Here is a 22720-nt window from a genome sequence, read left to right on the forward strand (position 1 = left end):
AACGTCGCGCATCACCGCCGCGATTTTCATGTCTGGGAGGGATTATGATCGCTTTTCTGCGTGCTGCTGTTCTGTGTCTTGTCGGCTTCGCCAGCCTTGCCACGGCAACCCTCCCCGCTTCTGCTGCCGGCTATCCCGATCGCCCCGTGCGCTGGCTGATCGGCTTCGCGGCCGGCGGCCCGGTCGATATCGTGGCGCGCATCATGGCGCAGTGGCTGTCGGATCATTTCGGCCAGCAATTCGTCGTCGAGAACCGCGCAGGCTCCGGCGGCAATCTGGCCGCAGCAGCAGCCGTCACCTCGGCGCCGGATGGCTATACGCTGCTATTCGTCGCGCCGAACAATGCGATCTCCACCTCGCTGTACAAGAAGCTGCCTTATGACTTCATCCGCGATACCGTGCCGGTCGCCAGCATCATGCAGCTGACCAATATGCTGGTGGTGTCGAATGGCATGCCCGTGAAAACGGTCCAGGAGTTCATCGACTACTGCAAGGCCAATCCCGGCAAGATTTCATATGCTTCATCAGGCAATGGCACCTCGGTGCATATGTCGGCCGAATTGTTCAAGGCGATGACCAAGTGCGACATGATCCACGTGCCCTATCGCGGCTCGGCGATCGCGTTTCCCGACATCATCTCCAACAAGGTGCAGTTGATCTTCGACAACCTGCCCACGGCGCTCGAGCAGTCGCGCGGCGGCACCGTCCGCGCACTCGGCGTCACCTCGCCGCAACGCTGGCCCATCGTGCCGGATGTCCCAGCCATTGCCGAGACGGTGCCGGGCTTCGAGTCCGTCGGCTTCTACGGCATCTCCGCGCCGAAGGGCACCCCGCCCGAAGTGATTGCCACCCTCAACAAGGCCGTGGGCGAAGCGCTGAAGGATCCCAAGCTCATCGCGCGGCTCGCCGAGACCGGCGGTCTGCCGAAGCCAATGACACCTGAGGAATTCGGCAAGCTCGTAGCCACAGAGACCGAGAAATGGCGCAAGGTGGTGGAGTTCGCCGGCGTGTCAGTCGACTGAGCTAGACACCCTTTTGTCTAGACGCTCACCGCAACCATGGCGGGCAGTAGTTGAGAACTGCTGACCGCCCCGGCGACCAGATACGCGAAGCCCAGGAGGGCCAGGAAGCCGAGGAAGAACAGCGCGAAGAAGATGATCGAGAGCTTCTTGGCGAAGGCCGAGATATTGCTGAGGCCGAGGCCGCCGGCGATCAGGAAATGATCAGACAGATGACAGCCCAGCGAAACACCCGCGCCTCCAAGCGTTAAATTGCGCGGCCCAACGCCACCACCGGACCAAAGTTCCGGCCCCAAGGCCACGGCATTGCCCGCAAGCGACGGTCGATATAAGGAATGCCTGCACCGCCGTCCCCGGCCCTACATCCCGCGGACGCCGGCGGGGCCTGTAGCTCAATGGTTAGAGCCGACCGCTCATAACGGTCTGGTTGCAGGTTCGAGTCCTGCCGGGCCCACCATTTCGGCGTGCGTGGAAACCGCGTTTTAACCGCGCGCTAACCATGAAGTGGCATCCTTATACCCAATCTGAAGGAGTAGCGGATGCGCAGGAAGCTCGAAGTTCTCGGCCTGGCGATCTATACGGTCTTCATGCTCGCCGGCATTGCCGCCGATGCCTTTGCACAGACCATCCATTGATCGCAGTCATGCCCGGCCAAAATCTTACACATTCCGAGCGCCTGCTCGCCGGCGCCGCGATGGCGCTCACCTTCGCCGTGTTCTATGTCGCCGGCCTCCAGCTTGGCGGCCACTGGTAGCCCGCACCTTGCCACGGTGTGAAAACCGCTTCGCCGGTTGGCCGTAGCTGGATCATCCGCCCCTCGCAAAGGTGACCGCATGCGCCAGCTTCTTATGTTCCTTATCGTCCTGATCGGCCTCGCCGCTCCCGTCTCCGCGGCAGACGATGTCGCAGCCGCGCGCGCAATCATCAGCGCGCAAGCCGATGCGTTTACCCGCGACGACGGCGCCAAAGCCTATGGTTTCGCGGCCCCCGGCATCCAGGGCATGTTCACGGATCCGGAGAGCTTCATGAGCATGGTGCGCAACGCCTATGCACCGGTCTATCGCCATCGCAGCTTCGAATTCACCGAGAGCAGCACATCCGGCGGCACGATCGAGCAGAAGGTCCGCATCGTCGATGCCGACGGCGTGCCGTGGGATGCGCTCTATACGCTGGAACCGCAATCCGATGGCAGCCTGAAGATCAGCGGCTGCATGCTGCTGAAGGTCGGCCAAGGCGTGTAGCACGTCACAGCGGCATTCACATTCGTACCGCACATCATCTATAACAGGTCCTGCACTTCTCTCGTCCTGCGGTTGCTTCCCGGGTGAATTTGTTGCGGCATCTGTCCCTCAGCGCACTGTCTCCCTTTATCCTGAGCAGCCTGCTGGTTTGCGGGATGCCGACACTGTCGATGGCTGACGCGCGCCGCCTGTCCCTGATGCCCGATCCGCGCGGCGAGTTCATTCGGCTCTGCGCGCCCTTCATGGTGTCGCGCTATGCACATCCCGAAGCGATCTGCGACTGCGTGCGGAGTGCACTGATCGGCGAGATCGGCGATCGCGACATTCTCGATGCCATCCTGTACGGGGTCACCGAGCGCGGCGTGCCGACGCTGAACGAGAACTGGCTGTCACCTGAAAAACAACCTTTGATCCAGCGGACCATGACGGCGATAGCCGAGCCGACTCTGGATTGCATGTTCGGCAATGGCCCGGCCAAACGCGCGCTCGAAAACGTGCCTATCGATGGATTTCCGGCGATGCCGCCGGTGCAGGATCTGGCGCCTTAGGCGACCGACGCCCCCGACGAGAAAGCCAGCCGGCGACGCGCACGCAGCATCAGCGCCGTGATGATAGTGACGTTGAGCGCATTCCAGGCGAGGCCATTCATGAACGCCGCCGCATAGGAGCCTGTCGCGTCGAAGATCACGCCGGACATCCAGCCGCCGAGCGACATGCCGCCTACGGTACCCAGGATGACGATGCCGACCCGCGTCGCGGCCTGGGACGCCGGCATCGCCTCGCGGATGATGATGGCATAGGCCGGCACCAGACCGCCCTGGAACAGGCCGAACATCGCCGAGATAATGTAAAGCGAGGCCAGGCTGTCGAAGAACAAATAGAACAGCAGTGCGAATCCCTGCAGCAACGAGCCGATCAGCAGTGTGCGAATGCCACCGATACGATCGGCCAGAAAACCCGAGCCAACACGGCTGACAATCCCGCAGGCCAGCATCAGCGACAGCATCTCGGCGCCGCGCGTTACGCCGTAGCCGAGATCCCCGCAATAAGCGACGATATGGACCTGCGGCATCGCCATGGCGACACAGCAACCAATGCCGGCCACGAAGAGAAGCGTCGTCAGCGTGTTGTTGCTGAGCTGGAGATCGACCTTGGGCGGCGGCGCATTGACGTGACTACGTCGCGTGACCGTGCCCATCTGCGCGCGCAGAACCGCGAGCATCAGGAGCATCAGGACGGTTGTGACGACCCCGACACTGATATGCGTCGAGCGCCAGCCAAAAGTCAGAATGCCCCAGCTGACAATCGGCGGCCACAACGTGCCGCCAATATAGCTGCCGGTCGCGGCGACAGTCACCGCGATGCCGCGCCGGCGTTCGAACCAGTGCGACGCCTCCGCCATCAGCGGTCCGAAGGTCGCCGACGATCCTGCTCCGATCACCACATGCAGAAGATTGAACTGCCAGAGTGCCGTGGACTGTGAGGCAATGAGATAGCCGATCCCCATCAGGACGGCGGCGAATGCAATGGTGGCCACGATGCCGAACCGGTCGGTGAGCTTGCCGGCGACCACGCCGCCGAGCCCGAAGCCGACCATGGTCAGGGTAAAGGCCAGCGATGCTGCGCCGCGGCTGGCCGCGAAATCGGCCTGCACGGCAGGGAGCGCCACCACTACCGACCACATGCCGACACTGCCGAGCGAGCCGATGATCAGGGCAAGCGACAGCCGGATCCATGCCTGACGGGAGTCGGGCAGGAAAGGCATCGAATCTGAGGTGGGGGTCGCGATGGTCACGGCGGCAACATCCTCGGCGTGTGCCCACGGGTCAAGCGATATGCCGAAGGATTAGGCATGCAGAAACAGTACAGCAGACCGTTTCGGCTAAAACTGGCTCCGGGCTTGTGGCAAAGCCGCGCAGTAACGCCTCGTTAACCCTTTACTAACCATACACACGGCAAAAATTGCCGAGTGGAGTCGCGTCTCGTCAGCTGACCGGGGAATGCCCGTGGATGCCAGTGCGGTGCCTCACTTGCGGATCGGCGGCCCTTCGGCCGCCGCGCAGACGTTCGGCAGTCGCGAGCGACATTCGCGCGGGGAAGCGGCATCGATGACGGATTTGATCGCGGGCCAGGGTCTGGGCGCACCCAAGAGCGGCGGTTTGGACTTCGCCAGCATCAAGACGGCGGTGCTGCGCGGCGATATCGGCCTCGCACTCGGCGTGTTGACGATCCTGATCGTCCTGATCATGCCGCTGCCGGCCATCGTGCTGGATCTGTTTCTGGCGATCTCGATCACCATGTCGGTGCTGATCCTGATGACGGCGCTATTCATCCAGACGCCGCTGGAATTCTCGTCGTTCCCGACCGTGCTGCTGATCTCGACCATGCTGCGGCTGTCGCTGAACATGGCCTCGACCCGCCTGATCCTGTCGCACGGCCACGAAGGCACTGCCGCTGCCGGTCATGTCATCGAGGCATTCGGCAACTTCGTGATGGGTGGCAACTTCGTCATCGGCATTATCGTGTTCGCCATCCTCGTGATCGTGAACTTCGTCGTCATCACCAAGGGTTCGGGCCGTATCGCCGAAGTCGCGGCGCGCTTCCAGCTGGACTCGATGCCCGGCAAGCAGATGGCAATCGACGCCGATCTCTCCGCCGGCCTGATCGACGAAGCCACCGCCAAGGCCCGCCGTAAGGACCTCGAAGACGAAAGCGGCTTCTTCGGCGCCATGGACGGTGCCTCGAAGTTCGTGCGCGGCGACGCCATTGCCGGTCTCTTGGTCGTGTTCATCAACATCATCGGCGGCATCATCATCGGCGTCGCCCAGCAGGGCCTCTCTTTCGCCGAAGCAGGCCGCACCTACACGCTGCTGACCGTCGGCGATGGTCTGGTGACGCAGGTGCCGGCGCTGATCGTGTCGACGGCAGCTGGCCTGCTGGTGTCGAAAGCCGGCATCAGCGGTGCTGCCGACAAGGCGCTCATCAAGCAATTCTCCGGCTATCCGCAGGCGCTGGGCATGTCGGCCGGCGTCATGCTGACGCTGGCGATGCTGCCAGGCATTCCGATGCTGCCGTTCCTCGCACTCGGCGGCGGCGCAGCCTATCTCGCCGTCACGGCCAACAAGCGCAACAAGATCGCCCGTGCCGAAGTCGCCCACCAGGCCGCCGCACCGGCTGCTGCCGCAGCAGCGCAAGCCGCTGCCGCGGACGAGCCGATCTCCGCATCGCTCAAGATCGACGACCTCAAGATCGAGCTGGGCTACGCGCTGCTGCCGTTGGTCAACGGGCCGGACGGCACCGATCGCCTCACCGAGCAGATCAAGGCACTGCGCAAGTCGCTCGCCGTCGAAATGGGTTTCGTGATGCCGTCGGTCCGTATCCTCGACAACGTGCAGCTCGAGGCCAACACCTACATCATCAAGATCAAGGAAGTGGACGCCGGCACCGGTCGCATCTGGCCGAACCAGTTCATGGTCATGGATCCCGGCGGCAATCAGGTCAATGTCCCGGGCATTCACACGACAGAGCCGACATTCGGCCTGCCCGCGACCTGGGTCGATGCCGGCCTGAAGGAAGAGGCATCGCTGAAGGGCTACACCGTGGTCGATGCTGCCACGGTGCTGTCGACGCATCTGACAGAGCTGCTGAAGGGCAACATGTCGGATCTACTGTCCTATGGCGAAGTGCAGAAGCTGCTGAAGGACCTGCCGAAGGAACAAGGCGAACTGGTCAAGGATATCGTCCCCTCGCTCATCACCGTGTCGGGTATCCAGCGCGTGCTGCAATTGCTGCTCACCGAACGTATTTCGGTGCGCGATCTCTCGACCATCCTCGAAGGCATTGCCGACGCCCTCGCCTTCTCGCGCAACCCGTCGACCATCGTCGAGCACGTGCGTGCGCGCCTCGCGCGACAGATTTGCGCGCAGAACACGTCCTACAACGGCTATCTGCCGCTCATCGCACTGTCGGCGCAGTGGGAGCAGGCCTTCGCGGAATCGATCATCGGCACCGGCGAAGAACGCAGCCTCGCGATGCAGCCGTCAAAGCTGTCGGAGTTCATGACCACCGTGCGCGATCGTTTCGAACAGGCCGCGCGCGAAGGCGAAGCGCCGGTGCTGGTTACCTCGGCCTCGATCCGGCCGTTCGTGCGCTCGCTGGTGGAACGGTTCCGATCGCAAACCACCGTGCTGTCACAGGCGGAAATCCATCCCCGCGCCCGCCTGAAGACCGTCGGTAGCGTCTGATTCGGCGGCAAGAGGTCAGCAACCTTGCCCGAAACCGATGCAAATTCGTCACAGACAAGAGATTTGCCAGAATGCCGCACCCCGAGGCCATTTCGGGGCAACAGCGCGAATCACCCCTAACGATCTGAGATTAAATAATAATTTATAAACTCCGGGGCCAAACCGGGCGTCTCAATCGCGCCGGATCACGTCTTATCACTGCCTTGTGATCACCTATTTGGAACGGAACGGCCCGACACCACGTTTCCTGTGCGTGATCAGTTGAACCTGCCGACGCGGACGCGACACAAACGGTCGTAGGCAGAGTAAGACGGCAGGGAGCGTTTCCAATGAACCACTCGATTTACAGCGCGGATCGCATGACCCACCTGAAGGTGGTGATCGTTGCTCTGGTCGCCGGTATCTTCGTGGCAGGCTTCGGAATCTCTGCCCGCATGAATGCTGACGAAGGCTATAGCCAGACTGTGAGCGCTCGCGTGATCAAAGCAGGCCAACCGGTTGCTGTGACCAATTCGAACGCCAGCATGGTCCGCTAAGGAATTTCGGAATTCGCGTGGCGATGTCCCCCAAGGTCGTCAGGTGAATATATAGGAGCTCCACTTCCCCCCGAGTGAGCTTCTGAATGGAAAACGCCCGCTCCCCACGGGCGTTTTTCTTTTGTGGGGTAGGTCGTTGACGCAGGTGCTCAAAAGTAGCCCGAAGCCCACTTGGCGTCAGTCGCGTATGATGCGGGCCGACACAGGGCGCATGCCAATATTTCTGATCCAGAATTTCAAACAGCCACACATATCCTGTCTCGCGGCGCTTGCGCGTCCGAGGTGTGAGCAGTCCCCCTCGAAGATATGAGGGGTGGCGGCGCGCCGTCAGACGCGAAGGGTGGTGTGTGTCGCGATCCGCTTCGCCGTCGGCGACGAAGCTGCAACCGCGCAACGCCTTGAGGGCGCGCCACCGCGGCGATTTTTGGCCGGGGACCGTTCTTCCTGGGACGTGGCGGTAGCGGATTTCCCGCGCCTACCTGTCCCAGTCCAGCCGCACGCTAGCGGCAGACCCCCGTAGTGGGGTCGGACGGTGACCTCCGAGCCTCCCGGGTGCGCGAGGGAACGTCTCCCTCATGCCCGCAGGCGCCGCAATCCAGATCCCACTTCAAGACGCCTCATGAAGCGCCCCTCGCGAACCGGACGCGCGGAGGATAATCCTTATAGGTACATTGTCAACATATATAGGAAAAAATGTTCTCGCGTCACAGACTGTCATTGCACCGATGCCGGATGACGAGAGAGCTAAACGATCACCGCGCCGGTGGCACCGTCTCGATCAGCTTGCCGGTGAAGACAATCGGGCCCGTGGCGAGACCAGTCGGCGAGCCGCCTTCCGGCTCGACGGTCACGGCATAGGTGGCCTGATTGACGACGTCAGGATCATAGGCAGCGAGTGCAGCGCGCGACGTGAATTCGTTGCTGCCGATCACGCCGAGCGAACGCGGGCGCTGCAGCTTGTCAGACACGATCCAGAGCTCATAGCTCTTGCCGGCCTGCTGTTCGGCGCCAACCTTGCGCACCGTGAAATTCTTGGTCGCCGCGTCGACGGTGAGAATGAATGCAGGTGATGCAGCGTCGGTCTGCAGCAAGGCGACGTATTGCGCCTGCGCTGCTACGGCCGGTGCGACCGGCGCGGGCGCTTGTGCCACCTGCTGCGTCGCCTTCGGTCGCAAGCCTGGCGGCAGCAATTCGGGGCGATAGGCCTGCACGGCGATCAGTGCAACGAGCATGGCGGCAATCGCAGTCATGCCGGTGGCGACGCCGCGCCAGCGCTTCGCCTGTTGCGAGAAATCAATCACGTTCGAACGATCGAGCGTCGGACGGTCAACTGTCGAACTATCAATGGAAGATGGCTCAGCGACGGCTGCAACAGCGGGCTGCGCTGCTTCCGGATGCACGATCGCTTCCTGCGTACCGGCCAGACCGATCGCAACGCGGATTTTCTCCCAGACTTCAGGGCGCGGTTCGACGAGGCCAACCATTTGATTCAAAACGCCGAGCTTGCGCTCCCACGCCTCAACCACCGCGACAAAATCCTTGTCGACGGACATCATGGCCTCGACCTGCACGCGCTCTTCGGCACTGAGCGTGCCGAGCGCATATTCCGCGGCGAGCGCGATATGGTCTTCGCTATAGGCCATCATGTCAGTCCCAGACACTCCCGGATGTCCATCATGCTGCGACGCAGCCACGTCTTTACTGTATTGACCGGCGTCTGGAACTTCGTCGCGAGTTGCTCGCGACTCCATCCATTGTAGTAAGCAAGCAGCACCAGTTTCTGCCGGTCCGGCTCAAGCCGACCCACGCACTCCAACAAGCGCTTCAATTCTTCAGTCATTTCCTGACGCGCGAGCGGGTCAGGTGTATCGGCTGCCACTTCCATTGCAGCCGGTTCTTCCTCGATAGAGACTTCACCTTTCTTGCGAACGACATCGATGGCTCGATTGCGAGCGATCGACACCATCCAGGTGATCGGCGATGCCAGACCGGGATTGAACTGCCCGGCACTGTTCCAGATCTTGAAGAAGGCCTCCTGGATGACTTCTTCCGCGAGATCCTGTCTGCGCAAGATACGGATCACGACGCCAAAGAGTTTCGCGCGTGTTGCAGCATAGAGGCGCTCAAAGGCAACCTCGTCCCCTTTGGCAACTGCGGCAATGAGCCAGACCAGTTCAGCCGGCGTCAGCATTCCGTCTCCCCAACCTCAATATACCTTTGGCCGTACGGAGATGCCGCTCGGCAGTGCTGCCTGTCGTAACACAGATCATATTGTACGGGCCAACGTTGCTGTTGACGCTGTGGATAGACCCCAAACAACAAACCCGGACCTCGCGGCCCGGGTTGCTATGATTCGGTTTTGGAAGAGCGGATACCGCTCTCTTCGCTCGTGCGATCAGGCCACTGCGCCGATGCGGGCACGCATCAGGCCAATGCTGTCGAGGTCGGCCTGCTCGCGGGCGTTCTCTTCGTCGCGCGCGCGGGCCTGGTCGCGCTCGTCGAGCAGTTCGACCTTCTTGAGTTCTTCGAACGCTTCGGTGAGCAGTGCCTTCGCGTCTTCGAGCTGCACACGCAGCTCATCGGCCGAACGCGTCAGATTCTCGCGACGCTGGATCGCGGCCTTCGCATAGGTCGGATAGGCAAAATGAGTCGGATCCTGAATACCGGCACGATCCTGCTCGGTCTGGATCTCGCGCTCGAGATCGACCGACATGCGCTGGAAATCCGCAATCATGCCTTCGATCTGATTGACCCGTCGGCGCTTCTCATCGACCTGGAACTTCTTCAGGCGGATCAGGGTGTCACGTGACTTCATCGACTCATACTCCCCAGAAGTCCCAGTCTCAACGCGGGACACAACCGACCGGCCGCAAGGGGCTGGCAGGCCGAAACTCTTCTCTGGGGGTCATGATGGCCTGACAAAGTTAGCGTTCCGTTTCCAAACCACCAACGATTTGTTGCAGTTGCTGATAGCCTTGGGCCAGTCCGCAGACTTCGTCCTTCTGTTGCCGCAAGAATGCCTCAAGCGGCTCATGCAGCCGGATGGCCTCGTCCACTTCCGGACTGGAACCGGCGCGATAGGCGCCCAGCCGGATCAGTTCTTCCATATCCGAATAGGTCGCCATGATCTGCCGGGCTCGCGTGATCGTCGGCAAATAGGCGGGGTCGCAGGACCGCGGCATGGTTCGCGACACCGACTTCAGTATATTGATAGCAGGATAGCGGCCGCGCTCGGCGATCCCGCGCTGCATCACGATGTGACCGTCGAGAATACCGCGCACGGCGTCCGCAACGGGTTCATTGTGATCGTCGCCGTCAACCAGCACCGTGAAGATGCCGGTGATCGAGCCTTCGTCGGTGCCGGGCCCGGCCCGCTCCAGCAGCTTCGGCAGTTCGGTGAAAACCGTCGGCGTGTAGCCTTTTGCAGTCGGAGGTTCGCCAACGGACAGGCCGATTTCACGCTGCGCCATGGCGAAACGCGTAACCGAGTCCATCATGCACATGACGTCCTTGCCCTCGTCGCGGAAGAACTCCGAGATCGACAGCGTCAGATAGGCTGCCTGACGCCGCATCAGCGCCGGCTCGTCCGAGGTCGCGACCACGACCACAGCACGGGCGAGACCTTCTTCGCCGAGATCCTCCTGCAAGAACTCCTGCACTTCGCGGCCACGTTCACCGATCAGGCCGATGACAGAGACGTCGGCATCGACATTGCGCGCCAGCATCGACAGCAGCACCGATTTGCCAACGCCGGAGCCCGCAAAGATGCCCATGCGCTGGCCGCGGCAGCAGGTCAGGAAGGTGTTCATCGCGCGCACGCCGAGATCGAGCGGGGCGCCGACGCGCTTGCGGGAATGGGCGGGCGGCGGGGATGCACGATACGGCATCGGCGCCGCGCCCTGGGGCAGTGGCCCCTTGCCGTCGATCGGCTCACCCATCGCATTGACCACCCGGCCGAGCCAGGCGATCGAGGGCCGCACCTGGCTGGCGGCATTGGCGATGACCGCCCGGCAGCCGCGGCGGACGCCTTCCAGCCCGGCAAAGGGCATGACCACGGCGTTGTTGCCACTGAACCCGATCACCTCGGCGGGGATGGAGCGGCTGGTGCCCGTCTCAATCACGATACGCGCGCCGACCGACATCGCATGGATCGGACCGGCGACCTCGACCATTAACCCGCGCACGCCAACCACCCGGCCGTAAATATTGACGCCGTCGAGGTCGGAGATCTGTTCCGCAAGGGCTTTCATTGCAAAACCCTTAAGTTTCGACTCATTGCTGACTCGGTCTTAACCCCGTGTTTACCCGCATCGTTAATCATTACGTCACTGTCTTGGATGACTGAGAGCATTCGCGCCATCAGAACGAAGGGGCGAGTCGATGGAGTCGGTTAGGTCCGGCTCTTAATGTGGAACTTGAGCGGGTACAGGTACAAAAAGAGTCTTTGCTGCAATATCTTATCGCGATTCGACCAAAATTGCACGATTAGAGCTTGCGTCGAAGAATCAGGTTTTGTTAACCATATCCCGTCAGGATCCGAATCAGTTGTTCGTAGGCGTTTTTTGGTGCCGCAAGTATGGCGGCCGACCTGACGCCCAGAGCGGCGACTAAAGGGGACTGGCATGCGCGTTTTGCTAATTGAAGATGATAGCGCCGTTGCGCAGTCGATTGAGCTGATGCTCAAATCCGAGAGCTTCAACGTCTATACGACGGACCTCGGTGAAGAGGGCGTCGACCTCGGCAAGCTCTACGACTACGATATTATCCTGCTCGATCTCAATCTGCCGGACATGTCCGGCTACGATGTGCTCAAGCAGCTGCGGGTGTCCAAGATCAAGACCCCGATCCTCATTCTCTCGGGCCTCGCCGGCATCGAGGACAAGGTCAAGGGTCTCGGCGTCGGCGCCGACGACTACATGACCAAGCCCTTCCACAAGGACGAACTGGTCGCCCGCATTCATGCGATCGTCCGTCGCTCCAAGGGCCACGCCCAGTCGGTCATCCAGACCGGTGACCTCGTTGTCAACCTCGACACCAAGACGGTGGAAGTCGGCGGCCAGCGCGTCCATCTGACGGGCAAGGAATACCAGATGCTGGAGCTGCTCTCGCTCCGCAAGGGCACCACCCTCACCAAGGAAATGTTCCTCAACCACCTCTATGGCGGTATGGACGAGCCCGAACTGAAGATCATCGACGTTTTCATCTGCAAGCTGCGCAAGAAGCTGGCCAATGCTTCCGAAGGCCGCAACTTCATCGAAACCGTCTGGGGCCGTGGCTATGTGCTCCGCGAGCCGCACGAAGAAGAGATCCGCATCCCGGCTTGAGTTTCAAGCCGACTTAAGCGTCACTCCCTGAAAGTTCTCAGCAAAGCCCCGCCCCCACCGGCGGGGTTTTTGTTTGCGTGAATGAACCCGCCGGAGGCTTTACGCGACGAATGCCATAGGCGAATACCGAGCAACGGTTTTCGTATAAGTCGGGGGTGGAATGGTTCTGCAATCTCTGGTCGGGCTGCCGGCCTTCTTGGTCTATTTCTGCACCGGCATCGTCGCCGTGATGCTCTATCTGTTCGTCTATCTGCGCATCACAGCGCATGACGAGTTCGCACTGATCCGCAACGATTGCGCGCCAGCTGCGATCGCGCTCGGGCTCAGCCTGCTCGGCTTCGTGCTGCCGGTGGCCAGCGCTATCGTTCACTCCGCCAATGTGATCGATTGTCTGATCTGGGCGATCATCGCACTGACCGTGCAGATCGCCGTCTATTTCATTCTCCGCATCCCCGTGCCGCAACTATCGGATCGCATCGCCAAAGGGCAGATGGCGCCGGCCCTCTGGCTCGGCCTCGCCTCTCTCGCTGCCGGCGTGCTCAACGCCGCCTCCATGGTGTATTCGCCATGACGAGCGAACCCGCGAAGAACTTCGGCAAGCGCCAGCCGGTGCTTGAGGAAGCACCTGCCCGCAAACGCTCCAATCATGTCGCGCTCCTGCTGATGGGGACGATGGCACTGGGCGGCGGCGCCTATGCGCTGATGCCAAGCGAACATTGCGACCCGAACCGGCCTGCCATCGCCGGTCAACAGCAGGAATGCCAGCAGCGCAGTTCGTCGTCAGGAGGCCATGGCTATTCCGGCGGCGGCAGTAGCAATAACTCGTCCGGGCGCAGCAACTTCGCCAGCACCGGCTCATCGGCGAGCGGTGGGTATGACAGTTCGTCATCCAGCAGCAGCCATGTCACCCGCAGCGGTTTCGGCTCTTTCATGTCGCATTTCTCGGGCGGCGGCTGACATCGCATGCAGCGGATCGCCTGCGCCGAGCGCAACGACTGGGAAGCCACCGCAGCCGCCACTGGTTTCGTGTTTCACACAGAGGCCGGCGAACGCTATTGGGACGAACGCGCCTATTACGCATTCACGCTGGATGAGATCGAGCATCAGATCGAAGCTCCCACCGCAGAACTCAATGCGATGTGCCGCGAACTGGTCAGCCGCGCGGTCAAGGATGAACGCTATTTGCGGCTGCTGAAAATTCCGCAGGCCTATTGGACCTTCATCGCCGCAAGCTGGCAACGGGGTGATCCCAGCCTCTACGGCCGTTTCGATTTCCAGTTCGACGGCAAAGCCCCGGCGAAGTTACTCGAATACAATGCGGATACGCCGACCTCATTGTTCGAGGCGGCAGTGTTTCAATGGACCTGGCTTGAACAGGCGATCGAGCGCCAGATCATTCCGAAGCGCGCCGATCAGTACAACTCGCTGCATGAGCGCCTCATCGGTGCCTGGCGCAAGATCGGCACCGGCGGGACACTGCATCTCGCAGCCGCCATGGACAATGCCGAGGACCGCGGCACGGTGCAGTATCTCGCCGATGTCGCGCAGCAAGGCGGGCTCACGCCGACGCTGATCGATATCAAGGACATCGGCTATGCCGACACCGGGCAGTTCGTCGATCTGCAAGACAAGCCGATCGAGCTGATCTTCAAGCTCTATCCCTGGGAATGGATGTTCCGTGAAGCATTCGGAGGTCGTCTGAAGGGCGCGTCGACACGCTGGATCGAACCGCCATGGAAAGCCATCCTGTCCAACAAGGGCATCCTGCCGCTGCTCTGGGCGATGTTTCCGAACCACCCGAACCTGCTGCCGGCCTATTTTGACGACGACGCTGCAGCCGCTGAGCTCGGCACGTCCTATGTACGCAAGCCGCTCTATTCGCGCGAAGGCGCCAATGTCACGCTGGTGAGTGGCGGCAGCGCCATCGATGCGCAGCCTGGTCCCTATGGCGAAGAAGGTTTCATCCGGCAGATGCTGATGCCGCTACCGAACTTTGCGGATCAGTATCCGGTGCTGGGCAGCTGGCTGGTCGATGACGTGCCATGCGGGCTCTCGATCCGCGAGGATGAGAATCCGATCACCGGCAATATGTCACGCTTCATTCCGCACGCTATTCTGTGACGGCGCTCAGCGCACCGGCGAAGCAGCGGCCTTGAGACCCACGGGCGCCATGCCCGGCACGATCGATGGCGCGGCACGCACGACGTTCGGACGGTACAGGCCGCGCTTGTCGGCATGCGGCTTGAACGCGTCAGTCAGCCCGACAACGGTCTCGGCAGCGCCCAGCGCCAGGAAGCCATCGGGCTCCATGCATTTGGCAAGGCGGCCAAAGATCTGCGTCTTCATGTCCTGATCGAAATAGATCAACACGTTGCGGCAGAAGATAATGTCGAACTTGCCCATGCTGGAGAAGTCCTGCAGCAGGTTCAGCGGGCGATACTGGATCATCGAGCGGATGTCCGGGTTGATCTGCCACATCTCGCCGGTCTGCTTGAAGTATTTGACCAGCAGCTGGATCGGCAATCCGCGCTGGACTTCGAACTGGGTGTAGATGCCCGACTTCGACTTCTCGAGCACCTGCTGCGAGATGTCGGTACCGATGATCTCGATCCGCCACCCAGCGAGCCGGGCGCTCATTTCCTTGATGGTCATCGCGATCGAATACGGCTCCTGACCGGTGGACGCAGCTGCACACCAGATGCGCAGGCTCTTGCGGGCAGCGCGTGCCTGGATCATCTCCGGGAGCACGACATCACGCAGATGGTCGAATGGAACCTTATCGCGGAAGAAGAAGGTTTCGTTGGTGGTCATCGCCTCGACCACATCGGACGCGACCGCGGACGAGCCGTTCCTGATCTTCTGGACCAGCTCTTCAATGCCCGACAGATTGGCCTTGCGTGCGAGCGGCATCAGCCGGCTTTCGACCAGATACTGCTTGTCAGCAGACAGATCGAGACCCGAACGCTCCTTCAGGAACTTACGCAGGAAATCGTAGTCTGCCGGTATCATGACCGATCTCCCGAGAAAAGACGAACCACTTTCGAACCGATTTGATTGAGCGGCAGGATAGCCGAGCAGATGCCCGCATTAGCGGCTGCACCGGGCATACCCCACACCACGCTCGATGCTTCGTCCTGCGCGATGACATTGCCGCCGGCCGCAACGATATCCTTACCGCCGCGCATTCCGTCCGAGCCCATGCCTGTCAGCACGACGGCGAGAATGGCGCCCTGCCAGACGTCGATGGCGGAAGTGAACAGCGGATCCACAGCAGGCTTGCAGAAATTCACCGGCGGACCGTCATCGAGCGCGATGGCGATGTTAGCGCCCTGCTTGACGGCGCGCATATGCTTGCCGCCCGGCGCGAGATAAATCTGACCGGCCTTGATGAGTTCGCCATCGACACCTTCGCGAGCCGGACGCTTGCTGGCCCGCGCGAGATGTTCCGCGAGAATGGTCGTAAAGGTCGGCGGCATGTGCTGGGTGATCAGCACGGGCACCTTGTCGATCACGGCACCGATTTCGGCAACCAGCGTCATCAAGGCCTGCGGACCGCCGGTGGATGAGCCGATCAGCAGCGCGCGCGGCATCACAGGGCTAAAAGGACGCTTTACGAGCTGCGCCTGCGCAGCGACTGATGTGACGGGCCGGAAGGACGGCGCAGCTTCACGCGCTGCGGGAATTGGCACGATCGACGGTGTCGTCGCCGACTTCAGGCGACGCACCTTGGCGCCAAGATGACGGATCTTCTGCAGCAGATCGTGCTTGAAGATGTCAGCCGCAGCGATTTCGCGCGTGCTCTCGGGTTTCGGAATGTAGTCGGACGCGCCGAGCGACATCGCCTTGAAGCTGATTTCCGCGTTGCGACGGGTCAGCGTCGACGCCATGATGATAATGAGATTTCGCTTCTTCGCCAGCAACTGTGGCAGCGCCGAAATGCCATCGAGCTCCGGCATTTCGATATCGAGAATGGCGACATCGGGATTGATGCGCTCGATCTGGTTGACGGCGTCGAGACCAGTGCGCAACGATGCCGCGACAGCCATGTCGGGCTCGGCCTCGATCCAGCGTGAGATCAGGCCGCGAATGACGACGGAGTCGTCCACCACCATGACTCGCAAGGGCTCATACCGCGAATCGACAACAGGAGGACTTATCACATCAACACTCATGAACTCACCGGACGCAACACAACGCAACAAATGCACTGAAGAAAAAAATGCACAAAACAAAAAGGCGGGCGCCGGAAATCAGATACGGAATTCCGGCGTAGAACTTAGATCAAGCCGACTTCCTGAAACTTCGCCGACACGATTTCCTTGTCGAACGGTTTCATGATGTATTCGTTCGCGCCGGCGTGCAGGGCGCGCGCGATATGGGCCACGTCGTTCTCCGTCGTGCAGAAGACGACCTTCGGAACGTCGCCGCCAGGCATGCGACGCAGGTTGCGCAAGAACTCGTAGCCGTCCATCACCGGCATGTTCCAGTCAAGCAAAACCGCGTCCGGCAGGCTCTGCTTGCAGATTTCGAGCGCTTTCTCGCCGTCTTCAGCTTCGGTGATCTCGAAATCGAGACCTTCGAGAATCCGACGGGCGACCTTACGGATGACACTGGAGTCATCGACAACCAGACATGTCTTCATGTGAGCCTCATTTCCACCGCGGACAAAATTGTCCAAATGCCGGTCTTAGGCGGCCAGCTTTTCAGGCGAGATTTCAAGGATGCGATCGACGTCGAGCACGACCATCAGCTGACCATCGAGACGATGGACACCATCGGCCATCTTCGCCATGCGCGGATCCAGATTAACTGGATTCACCTCACGACTCTCATCGGCGAGCTTCAGGACTTCGCCGATCGAATCGATCAGCAAGCCGTAGGATTCGCCGCGGAGATCAACGCCCACCGCCATTGGCGGCTTGCCGTCTTCGTTCTTCGGCAGGCCGAGACGCGAGCGCATATCGATTGCAGTGACGATCCGGCCACGCAGGTTGAGCACGCCGGCGACGTCGCTGGAGGACAGAGGAACGCGGGTCAGTCGCTCCGGCATGAATACGTCCTGCACGCGCGAGATCGGCATGCCGAACAGCTGGCCACCGATCATGGTGGTCACGTATTCGGTGATTGCGCCGTCAGCGATCGGAGCCCTGGTCGTGGTGGTGGTGGCAGTAGTGGTGGTCATTGCGATTTCCCTCACGCGGCGTGGCGAACGTCAGTGGTCTGTTCTTTCAGCGCCGCAATCAGGCCGGGGCGATCGAACTTGGCGACATAGTCATGGAAGCCTGCGAGGCGCCCGCGCTCGATGGCGGCCGGGGAGATCATCGCCGACAGGGCGATGATCGGCGTGTGGCTCAGCCTCTGATCCGCCCGGATGGTCTCGGCGAATTCGAAACCGTTCATGTCGGGCATTTCGATGTCGGTGAGGATCACGTCGACCTCCTGACCCGAGCGCAGGAAAGTCAAACCTTCCTGCGCATTGGTGGCGACGCGCACCTTATAACCGGCAGCCTTGAGAACGGGCGAGAGCATGTTGCGGAAGAACGCAGAGTCGTCCACCAGCAGCACCGATTGGGCAGTTGAGGACACGCGCATTTCCTTACGCGAGAACCAATCGGCGAACGCCATCGGCAGGAAGTGACCGACGTCGATCACTTCGGTGGCCAGACCCTTGATGACCGCAGAGCCGAGGATGCCCTCGCGACCGCTTGCGACTTCGATGTGCAGGCGCTCTTCGACGATATCGACGATCTCGTCGACGACCAGACCCATCGAGCGACCGTCGTCTGCGAAAACGAGGATCGGCTGGGTGCCCGACGTACGAACTGTTACGCCTTCCATCTGCACCAGCGGCATCAGCTGATCGCGATATTGGACCATGTAGCGACCGTTCGACAGTTCGACCTTGTCAACAGTCACTTCTTCGAGACGCGTGACGAGACCAAGCGGTACAGCTTTCGGCTGCGCCGAACCGGCGCGGAACACCAGCAGCGACGTCAGCTGTTCGGCATTCATCGCGCGCATCGCGGCGTTCTCATCGGCGATCTCGTGGGCGCTCGATGCCAAAGCACCAAGCTCCTGTGCGATGCCGTTCGGATCGACGATCATGATCACCGCACCGTCACCAAGGATGGTGTTGCCCGAGAACATGCCGATGTGGCGCAGCTTGGTGGACATCGGCTTGACGACGATTTCTTCCGTGTGGAAGACGCCATCGACGACGATGCCGAAGGTCTGGCTGCCTACCTGGGTCACGACGATGAACCCATTCTCGGGATCGGCCGACGAGCCATCATCGATCTGCAACAGCTTCTTCAGATGCATCAACGGCAGCAGCTTGTTGCGCAGACGGAGCACCGGGGTGTCCTTGATGCGCTCGATGCGATGTTCGGAATTGGCGCGCGCACGCACCAGTTCAACGACTGCGAGCTGCGGAATGGCAAAGCGATCGCCGCCGGCTTCAACGATCAGCGCCGACACGATGGCCAGCGTGAGCGGGATCTTGATGGTAACGCTGGAGCCCTCGCCGGCGACCGACTTGATGTCGATGGTGCCGCCGATCTGATCGATGTTGGTGCGCACCACGTCCATGCCGACGCCGCGGCCCGATACGCTGGTAACGGCAGCCGCAGTCGAGAAGCCCGGTGCGAAGATGAACTTGTGGATCTGGGCTTCAGACATCTTCTCGATGTCTGCCTCGGTGGCGAGGCCGTTCGAGATCGCCTTCGCCTTGATCCGCTCGGTGTTGAGACCGCGGCCGTTGTCGGCGATGCAGATCAGGATGTGTCCGCCTTCGTGATACGCGGACAGACGAATGGTGCCCTGCTCCGGCTTGCCGTTCTCGGCGCGCTCAGCCGGGGTTTCGAGACCGTGATCCGCCGAGTTGCGCACCATGTGGGTGAGCGGATCCTTGATCAAGTCGAGCACCTGGCGATCGAGTTCGGTATCGGCACCGTGCATCTCGAGTTCGATCTGCTTGCCGAGTTCGCCGGCCAGATCGCGCACGATACGCGGAAGCTTCTGCCAGGCATTGCCGATCGGCTGCATGCGCGTCTTCATGACGCCGTCCTGCAGTTCGGCCGTCACGGTGGACAGGCGCTGCAATGGCACCTTGAATTCGGTATCCTCGTGACGACGGCTGATTTCCAGCAACTGGTTGCGGGTCAGCACCAGCTCGGAGACCATGGTCATCAGATGTTCGAGCGTATCGACGTTCACGCGGATCGACTGGTTGGCGACCTTATCGGCGCCTTCCGGATGATCGACTTCGACGGCGGTCTTCTTGACCACGGGCTTGGGAGCAGCAGGCTTCTCGGCAACCGGCGCCGGTGCAACAGGCGCAGCAGCCACTACAGGCAACGCAACTTCGATGGCGGTTTCCTGGAAGGCGCGCTCAAGCTCTTCGAGCGAGACTTCGCCGGGACGCAGTTCACGCTCCAGGGTCGGAACGACCAGCGGGGCCGGCTCCGCAGCGACAGGCGCTTCCGGCGCGATCGGAGGAGCAGATTCCGTCATCGATTCCATGCCTTTTTCGACCATGTGATGCAGTTCGTCGATCAGATCTTCGTCGACGCCTTCAGGCTCGACTTCCGTGGCTTCGAGCTGACCGAGGATTTCCTTGATGCGGTCGATCGTGGTCAGGATCAGCGTAACCGCCTCTCCGGTGACCGGCATTCCATCGCGGAATTTGCCCATGAGTGTCTCGGCGGCGTGGGCCAAAGCTTCGAGACGGGGCAGGCCGAGAAATCCGCACGTGCCCTTGATGGTGTGAACGAGGCGAAAGATATTATCGAGAATTTTCGCGTTATTCGGATCCTGCTCGAAACGGACCAGCTGATTGTCAACCGTATCCAGGCTCTCGTTGGTTTCCGTCAAAAACTCGCGGAGAAGATCATCCATGAAAATAGGCCTTCACACTCGAGGCGCGCGACTTTCGCTACGCCTTTCGAAGTCTGGCTACTTTCCGCGCAAAGCGTTTAATATTAGTTGAGCATTCCCAAAAACAATGAACGCAGCGATTAGCTATACGCATATGGCTTTACGGACCCGCCGGGCGGCGGATCCGTAAAGAGTTCATTAAGAGTTGAATGAGTTCTCGATCAGGCCGCGGTGACGACGATGGCATCGCCTTCGGACACCAAACTCACCTTGAGACCGCAAGCCTGTGCCAGCAACCGCGCGTAGTAGGGCTGCACGGCATGGGCATCGATGCTGCCAACCTGTTCGGAGGCCAGCATATCAACGATGGCCTGCGGCAGACGCGCGTTGAGGCCTGCAGCGGTAATCTTGAAGCCCTGCGGCTCGCCCTCACCGATGCCATCGACCTTGAGCACGCCGCCGCGCGGGATCGTCTGCTGCGCGATCACCAGCATATTGAGCAGCAGCTTGACCTTGTTCTTCGGCAGCAGGAGGCGCGGCAGATTCCATTCGATCTTGGTCTTGGCGTCTTCGAGATGACCGCGCGACATGGTCTGCGCGTCACCGAGGTCGATTTGCGCACCAGCTGAACCGGCAGCCCCGAAGGCGAGCCGGCAGAACTGCAGGCGGGCCGACGCGGTCTTGGCGCTCTTGCGGATGAGGTCGAGCGCGAATTCCTTGTCGTCCGGCTTGGGATTGTCGTCGAGCACTTCGAGCCCGTTGACGATTGCGCCCACCGGGCTGATCAGGTCGTGGCATACTCGCGAGCAAAGCAATGCCGCGAGTTCGAGGGCATCGGGCGCCAGACTCAAAGTAACCTCGCCGGGAGTGGGGGTATCAGACATGAAATGCGCTCCTGGGCCACACAGAATGAACGGCGAATCAAGCATTTGCTTTACGGTTAGATACACCGCAGATGGTGGCGCGACCACACCAAGGCTGGCAAAGTCCACCGGCGCACCGCCCCGGCGTAGAAATGAACCGGGATGAGGCGCAGAGGATGAAGGCTACTCGATGACGAATGATCCCCTTCCGGCCATGGATGTCGCGCGTGCTGCCACTTTGATGGAGCCGCTGACCGAACTGGCGGCACTGGCCGGCGCTGCCATCCTCAAGGTCAACCGCAATGTCATGAGCGTGAACGGCAAGGCTGACGGCTCGCCCGTGACCGAAGCGGATCTCGCCGCCGACCAAGTCATCGGCGAAGGGCTGGCTCGGCTGTTTCCCGGAATCCCCTCCCTGTCGGAGGAACGCCTGCACCTCGCGGAGCCGCCCTATGCGGGCAGTCTGTTCCTGATCGACCCGCTCGACGGCACCAAGGAATTCGTCGCCGGCCGCCAGGAGTTCACTGTCAACATCGCCCTCATCGTCGATGGCGCACCATTGCTGGGCATCGTGGGCGCACCCGCCCTCGGGCTGATCTGGCGCGGGCTGGTCGGACGCGGTGCCGAACGCGTCGAGATCGCGCCGGACCTCTCCGTCGACAAAGTGACGCCTATCCGAACGCGGACAGCGCCGGCTCCCGGTTCTGCCTGGACTGCGGCCGTAAGCCGCTCCCACGGCGACGACCGGACCGAAGCCTTCATCGCCAGCCGCCCCGGCGCGGTGAGACAGGAGTTCGGCTCTGCGCTGAAATTCTGCCGCGTGGCTGAAGGCCAGGCAGACATCTATCCGCGACTGGCGCCGACCTGTGAGTGGGATGTGGCCGCCGGCCACGCCGTGGTGGTCGCTGCGGGCGGCGAGGTGACGGACACCTTTGGCAAGGCGCTTCGCTTCGGCGGCAACCGGGAAGACTTCATCGTGCCGGAATTCATTGCGTGGGGCGACCGCGCGGCGGCCGCGCGCAACTGAGGCATTTGCGCTATTTCGCCAGGATATCCTGCACGCCGGGCCAGCGCTTGCGCGCTTCGGGCAGGTATTTGGCAGGTGCCGTGGCAAAAGCGTCGCGGGTTTCCTCGCGGCCGAACAGATAGAGGCGCTCGCCGGCGATGAGCCACAGCCGCGGATTGCCTGCAAAGGCGACGCCGCGGGCGACATCGACGGGGTCGTAGCCGCCGAATTGCGGGCCGTAGATCTCCGGATGGGCGGCGAAGGAGGCGCGGTTGCCCTCGTTGCGGAAGCGCCAGACGGTGCCCTCTTCCGACAACTCGAAATCGGGCTGCCCGAGCATCGGACGGGCCTCTGTGAAATAGGCCACCGGATCGAAACCGCCGATCGCGAGACCCGTATATCGGTCAGTGACGACGCGTTCATTGGTTGCAGCGCGGAGGCCTGCAGGGGCAAAAATGGCCGCCAGCAGCAGAATCAAGGCAATTCCACGGCTCCTGCCTGACAATTCCCGCCGTTGTGCCGTCATAGTTGATACCGATAGTATAGGGAGTCGGGGACAATGACTGCAGAGTTAGACCGTGCTTCTCAGCATCCGGTTAAAGCCGCGGTCGC

At 61.4% G+C, this 22720-nt stretch carries 23 protein-coding genes and 1 tRNA gene; 11 read left to right on the forward strand and 13 right to left on the reverse strand.

Annotated elements, in window-relative coordinates; translation table 11 throughout:
* The first annotated feature begins 44 nt into the window (after nt 1-44).
* Entirely contained in the window at nt 45-1022 is a 978-nt protein-coding gene (locus CIW50_RS12535) for a Bug family tripartite tricarboxylate transporter substrate binding protein (protein ID WP_149531510.1), read from the forward strand.
* Between the two features lie 17 nt (nt 1023-1039).
* Here CIW50_RS12535 and CIW50_RS12540 read toward each other — a convergent pair whose 3' ends face one another.
* On the reverse strand, nt 1040-1321 hold the full coding sequence (locus CIW50_RS12540) for a hypothetical protein (RefSeq protein WP_246664234.1): 282 nt from the start codon (nt 1319-1321) through the stop codon (nt 1040-1042).
* Between the two features lie 79 nt (nt 1322-1400).
* Between CIW50_RS12540 and CIW50_RS12545 the strand changes: the two genes are divergently transcribed.
* The 3 genes from CIW50_RS12545 to CIW50_RS12555 all read left to right on the forward strand — a co-directional run bounded on the left by CIW50_RS12545 (nt 1401) and on the right by CIW50_RS12555 (nt 2808).
* Nucleotides 1401-1476 (forward strand) — tRNA-Ile (locus CIW50_RS12545).
* Nucleotides 1477-1852: 376 nt separating this feature from the next.
* Nucleotides 1853-2260: a DUF4864 domain-containing protein gene (locus CIW50_RS12550; RefSeq protein ID WP_149531511.1), complete on the forward strand. Its 408-nt coding sequence runs from the start codon at nt 1853-1855 to the stop codon at nt 2258-2260.
* 170 nt (nt 2261-2430) lie between these two features.
* The gene (locus CIW50_RS12555) at nt 2431-2808 is read left to right on the forward strand and encodes a hypothetical protein (protein WP_149531512.1); all 378 of its coding nucleotides are present in this window, start codon (nt 2431-2433) and stop codon (nt 2806-2808) included.
* On the opposite strand, the gene CIW50_RS12560 is transcribed toward CIW50_RS12555, so the two are convergent.
* On the reverse strand, nt 2805-4025 hold the full coding sequence (locus CIW50_RS12560) for an MFS transporter (RefSeq protein WP_149531625.1): 1221 nt from the start codon (nt 4023-4025) through the stop codon (nt 2805-2807). The two genes, CIW50_RS12555 and CIW50_RS12560, sit on opposite strands and share 4 nt — an antisense overlap.
* 241 nt (nt 4026-4266) lie before the next feature.
* On the opposite strand from CIW50_RS12560, the gene flhA reads away from it, so the two are divergent.
* Complete coding sequence (gene flhA / locus CIW50_RS12565; RefSeq protein ID WP_149531513.1) at nt 4267-6504, forward strand: flagellar biosynthesis protein FlhA; 2238 nt, start codon at nt 4267-4269, stop codon at nt 6502-6504.
* 329 nt (nt 6505-6833) lie between these two features.
* Complete coding sequence (locus tag CIW50_RS12570; protein WP_149531514.1) at nt 6834-7040, forward strand: hypothetical protein; 207 nt, start codon at nt 6834-6836, stop codon at nt 7038-7040.
* Between the two features lie 752 nt (nt 7041-7792).
* Here CIW50_RS12570 and CIW50_RS12575 read toward each other — a convergent pair.
* The 4 genes from CIW50_RS12575 to fliI all read right to left on the reverse strand — a co-directional run bounded on the left by CIW50_RS12575 (nt 7793) and on the right by fliI (nt 11290).
* Nucleotides 7793-8683: an anti-sigma factor gene (locus CIW50_RS12575; RefSeq protein ID WP_149531626.1), complete on the reverse strand. Its 891-nt coding sequence runs from the start codon at nt 8681-8683 to the stop codon at nt 7793-7795.
* The gene (locus CIW50_RS12580; protein ID WP_149531515.1) at nt 8683-9231 is read right to left on the reverse strand and encodes a sigma-70 family RNA polymerase sigma factor; all 549 of its coding nucleotides are present in this window, start codon (nt 9229-9231) and stop codon (nt 8683-8685) included. The genes CIW50_RS12575 and CIW50_RS12580 overlap by 1 nt, the downstream gene beginning before the upstream one ends.
* Nucleotides 9232-9435: 204 nt before the next feature.
* Nucleotides 9436-9855 (reverse strand): flagellar export protein FliJ, encoded by a 420-nt coding sequence (gene fliJ / locus CIW50_RS12585; protein ID WP_092149167.1) that lies wholly within the window; start codon nt 9853-9855, stop codon nt 9436-9438.
* Between the two features lie 109 nt (nt 9856-9964).
* Nucleotides 9965-11290 carry a flagellar protein export ATPase FliI gene (gene fliI, locus CIW50_RS12590; protein ID WP_149531516.1) on the reverse strand — a complete coding sequence of 442 codons (1326 nt, stop codon included), beginning with the start codon at nt 11288-11290 and terminating at the stop codon, nt 9965-9967.
* A gap of 372 nt (nt 11291-11662) precedes the next feature.
* Here fliI and ctrA point away from each other — a divergent pair, with 372 nt between their 5' ends.
* From ctrA to CIW50_RS12610, 4 genes are all read left to right on the forward strand, one after another.
* Nucleotides 11663-12364 (forward strand): response regulator transcription factor CtrA, encoded by a 702-nt coding sequence (ctrA, locus tag CIW50_RS12595; protein ID WP_068737116.1) that lies wholly within the window; start codon nt 11663-11665, stop codon nt 12362-12364.
* A 160-nt stretch (nt 12365-12524) separates the two neighbouring features.
* A complete protein-coding gene (locus tag CIW50_RS12600; RefSeq protein ID WP_149531517.1) occupies nt 12525-12935 on the forward strand; it encodes a DUF350 domain-containing protein in 411 nt (136 codons plus the stop codon).
* Nucleotides 12932-13321, forward strand: coding sequence for a hypothetical protein (locus tag CIW50_RS12605; protein WP_149531518.1), 390 nt, complete (start codon nt 12932-12934; stop codon nt 13319-13321). Before CIW50_RS12600 ends, CIW50_RS12605 begins: the two co-directional genes overlap by 4 nt.
* A 6-nt stretch (nt 13322-13327) precedes the next feature.
* The gene (locus tag CIW50_RS12610; RefSeq protein WP_149531519.1) at nt 13328-14485 is read left to right on the forward strand and encodes a glutathionylspermidine synthase family protein; all 1158 of its coding nucleotides are present in this window, start codon (nt 13328-13330) and stop codon (nt 14483-14485) included.
* A 6-nt stretch (nt 14486-14491) separates the two neighbouring features.
* On the opposite strand, the gene CIW50_RS12615 is transcribed toward CIW50_RS12610, so the two are convergent.
* From CIW50_RS12615 to chpT, 6 genes are all read right to left on the reverse strand, one after another.
* Nucleotides 14492-15373 (reverse strand): CheR family methyltransferase, encoded by an 882-nt coding sequence (locus tag CIW50_RS12615; RefSeq protein WP_149531520.1) that lies wholly within the window; start codon nt 15371-15373, stop codon nt 14492-14494.
* The gene (locus CIW50_RS12620) at nt 15370-16536 is read right to left on the reverse strand and encodes a protein-glutamate methylesterase/protein-glutamine glutaminase (protein ID WP_149531521.1); all 1167 of its coding nucleotides are present in this window, start codon (nt 16534-16536) and stop codon (nt 15370-15372) included. Before CIW50_RS12620 ends, CIW50_RS12615 begins: the two co-directional genes overlap by 4 nt.
* Before the next feature lie 104 nt (nt 16537-16640).
* Nucleotides 16641-17006 carry a response regulator gene (locus CIW50_RS12625; protein ID WP_149531522.1) on the reverse strand — a complete coding sequence of 122 codons (366 nt, stop codon included), beginning with the start codon at nt 17004-17006 and terminating at the stop codon, nt 16641-16643.
* A gap of 45 nt (nt 17007-17051) precedes the next feature.
* The gene (locus tag CIW50_RS12630; RefSeq protein ID WP_149531523.1) at nt 17052-17546 is read right to left on the reverse strand and encodes a chemotaxis protein CheW; all 495 of its coding nucleotides are present in this window, start codon (nt 17544-17546) and stop codon (nt 17052-17054) included.
* Between the two features lie 11 nt (nt 17547-17557).
* Nucleotides 17558-20260 (reverse strand): hybrid sensor histidine kinase/response regulator, encoded by a 2703-nt coding sequence (locus CIW50_RS12635; RefSeq protein WP_149531524.1) that lies wholly within the window; start codon nt 20258-20260, stop codon nt 17558-17560.
* 200 nt (nt 20261-20460) lie between these two features.
* The gene (gene chpT, locus CIW50_RS12640; protein WP_172980298.1) at nt 20461-21123 is read right to left on the reverse strand and encodes a histidine phosphotransferase ChpT; all 663 of its coding nucleotides are present in this window, start codon (nt 21121-21123) and stop codon (nt 20461-20463) included.
* 169 nt (nt 21124-21292) lie between these two features.
* Between chpT and cysQ the strand changes: the two genes are divergently transcribed.
* Nucleotides 21293-22129, forward strand: a complete 837-nt coding sequence (cysQ, locus tag CIW50_RS12645) for a 3'(2'),5'-bisphosphate nucleotidase CysQ (RefSeq protein WP_149531526.1) — start codon at nt 21293-21295, stop codon at nt 22127-22129.
* Between the two features lie 10 nt (nt 22130-22139).
* Here the strand turns inward: cysQ and CIW50_RS12650 are convergent, their stop codons facing one another.
* A complete protein-coding gene (locus tag CIW50_RS12650) occupies nt 22140-22634 on the reverse strand; it encodes a YHS domain-containing (seleno)protein (RefSeq protein WP_172980299.1) in 495 nt (164 codons plus the stop codon).
* Between the last annotated feature and the right edge of the window lie 86 nt (nt 22635-22720).

Origin of the sequence: Tardiphaga sp. P9-11 (genome assembly GCF_008329525.1) — a bacterium.
In the GTDB taxonomy this organism is placed as follows: domain Bacteria; phylum Pseudomonadota; class Alphaproteobacteria; order Rhizobiales; family Xanthobacteraceae; genus Tardiphaga.

Excerpts from the sequence above, each read along its gene's own strand:
- CIW50_RS12535 (WP_149531510.1), top strand. The coding sequence starts at position 45 with ATGATCGCTTTTCTGCGTGCTGCTGTTCTGTGTCTTGTCGGCTTCGCC.
- CIW50_RS12550 (WP_149531511.1), top strand. The coding sequence starts at position 1,853 with ATGCGCCAGCTTCTTATGTTCCTTATCGTCCTGATCGGCCTCGCCGCT.
- CIW50_RS12555 (WP_149531512.1), top strand. The coding sequence starts at position 2,431 with ATGGCTGACGCGCGCCGCCTGTCCCTGATGCCCGATCCGCGCGGCGAG.
- CIW50_RS12560 (WP_149531625.1), bottom strand. The coding sequence starts at position 4,025 with ATGCCTTTCCTGCCCGACTCCCGTCAGGCATGGATCCGGCTGTCGCTT.
- CIW50_RS12570 (WP_149531514.1), top strand. The coding sequence starts at position 6,834 with ATGAACCACTCGATTTACAGCGCGGATCGCATGACCCACCTGAAGGTG.
- CIW50_RS12575 (WP_149531626.1), bottom strand. The coding sequence starts at position 8,683 with ATGGCCTATAGCGAAGACCATATCGCGCTCGCCGCGGAATATGCGCTC.
- CIW50_RS12580 (WP_149531515.1), bottom strand. The coding sequence starts at position 9,231 with ATGCTGACGCCGGCTGAACTGGTCTGGCTCATTGCCGCAGTTGCCAAA.
- fliJ (WP_092149167.1), bottom strand. The coding sequence starts at position 9,855 with ATGAAGTCACGTGACACCCTGATCCGCCTGAAGAAGTTCCAGGTCGAT.
- fliI (WP_149531516.1), bottom strand. The coding sequence starts at position 11,290 with ATGAAAGCCCTTGCGGAACAGATCTCCGACCTCGACGGCGTCAATATT.
- ctrA (WP_068737116.1), top strand. The coding sequence starts at position 11,663 with ATGCGCGTTTTGCTAATTGAAGATGATAGCGCCGTTGCGCAGTCGATT.
- CIW50_RS12600 (WP_149531517.1), top strand. The coding sequence starts at position 12,525 with ATGGTTCTGCAATCTCTGGTCGGGCTGCCGGCCTTCTTGGTCTATTTC.
- CIW50_RS12605 (WP_149531518.1), top strand. The coding sequence starts at position 12,932 with ATGACGAGCGAACCCGCGAAGAACTTCGGCAAGCGCCAGCCGGTGCTT.
- CIW50_RS12610 (WP_149531519.1), top strand. The coding sequence starts at position 13,328 with ATGCAGCGGATCGCCTGCGCCGAGCGCAACGACTGGGAAGCCACCGCA.
- CIW50_RS12615 (WP_149531520.1), bottom strand. The coding sequence starts at position 15,373 with ATGATACCGGCAGACTACGATTTCCTGCGTAAGTTCCTGAAGGAGCGT.
- CIW50_RS12620 (WP_149531521.1), bottom strand. The coding sequence starts at position 16,536 with ATGAGTGTTGATGTGATAAGTCCTCCTGTTGTCGATTCGCGGTATGAG.
- CIW50_RS12625 (WP_149531522.1), bottom strand. The coding sequence starts at position 17,006 with ATGAAGACATGTCTGGTTGTCGATGACTCCAGTGTCATCCGTAAGGTC.
- CIW50_RS12630 (WP_149531523.1), bottom strand. The coding sequence starts at position 17,546 with ATGACCACCACTACTGCCACCACCACCACGACCAGGGCTCCGATCGCT.
- CIW50_RS12635 (WP_149531524.1), bottom strand. The coding sequence starts at position 20,260 with ATGGATGATCTTCTCCGCGAGTTTTTGACGGAAACCAACGAGAGCCTG.
- chpT (WP_172980298.1), bottom strand. The coding sequence starts at position 21,123 with ATGTCTGATACCCCCACTCCCGGCGAGGTTACTTTGAGTCTGGCGCCC.
- cysQ (WP_149531526.1), top strand. The coding sequence starts at position 21,293 with ATGACGAATGATCCCCTTCCGGCCATGGATGTCGCGCGTGCTGCCACT.
- CIW50_RS12650 (WP_172980299.1), bottom strand. The coding sequence starts at position 22,634 with ATGACGGCACAACGGCGGGAATTGTCAGGCAGGAGCCGTGGAATTGCC.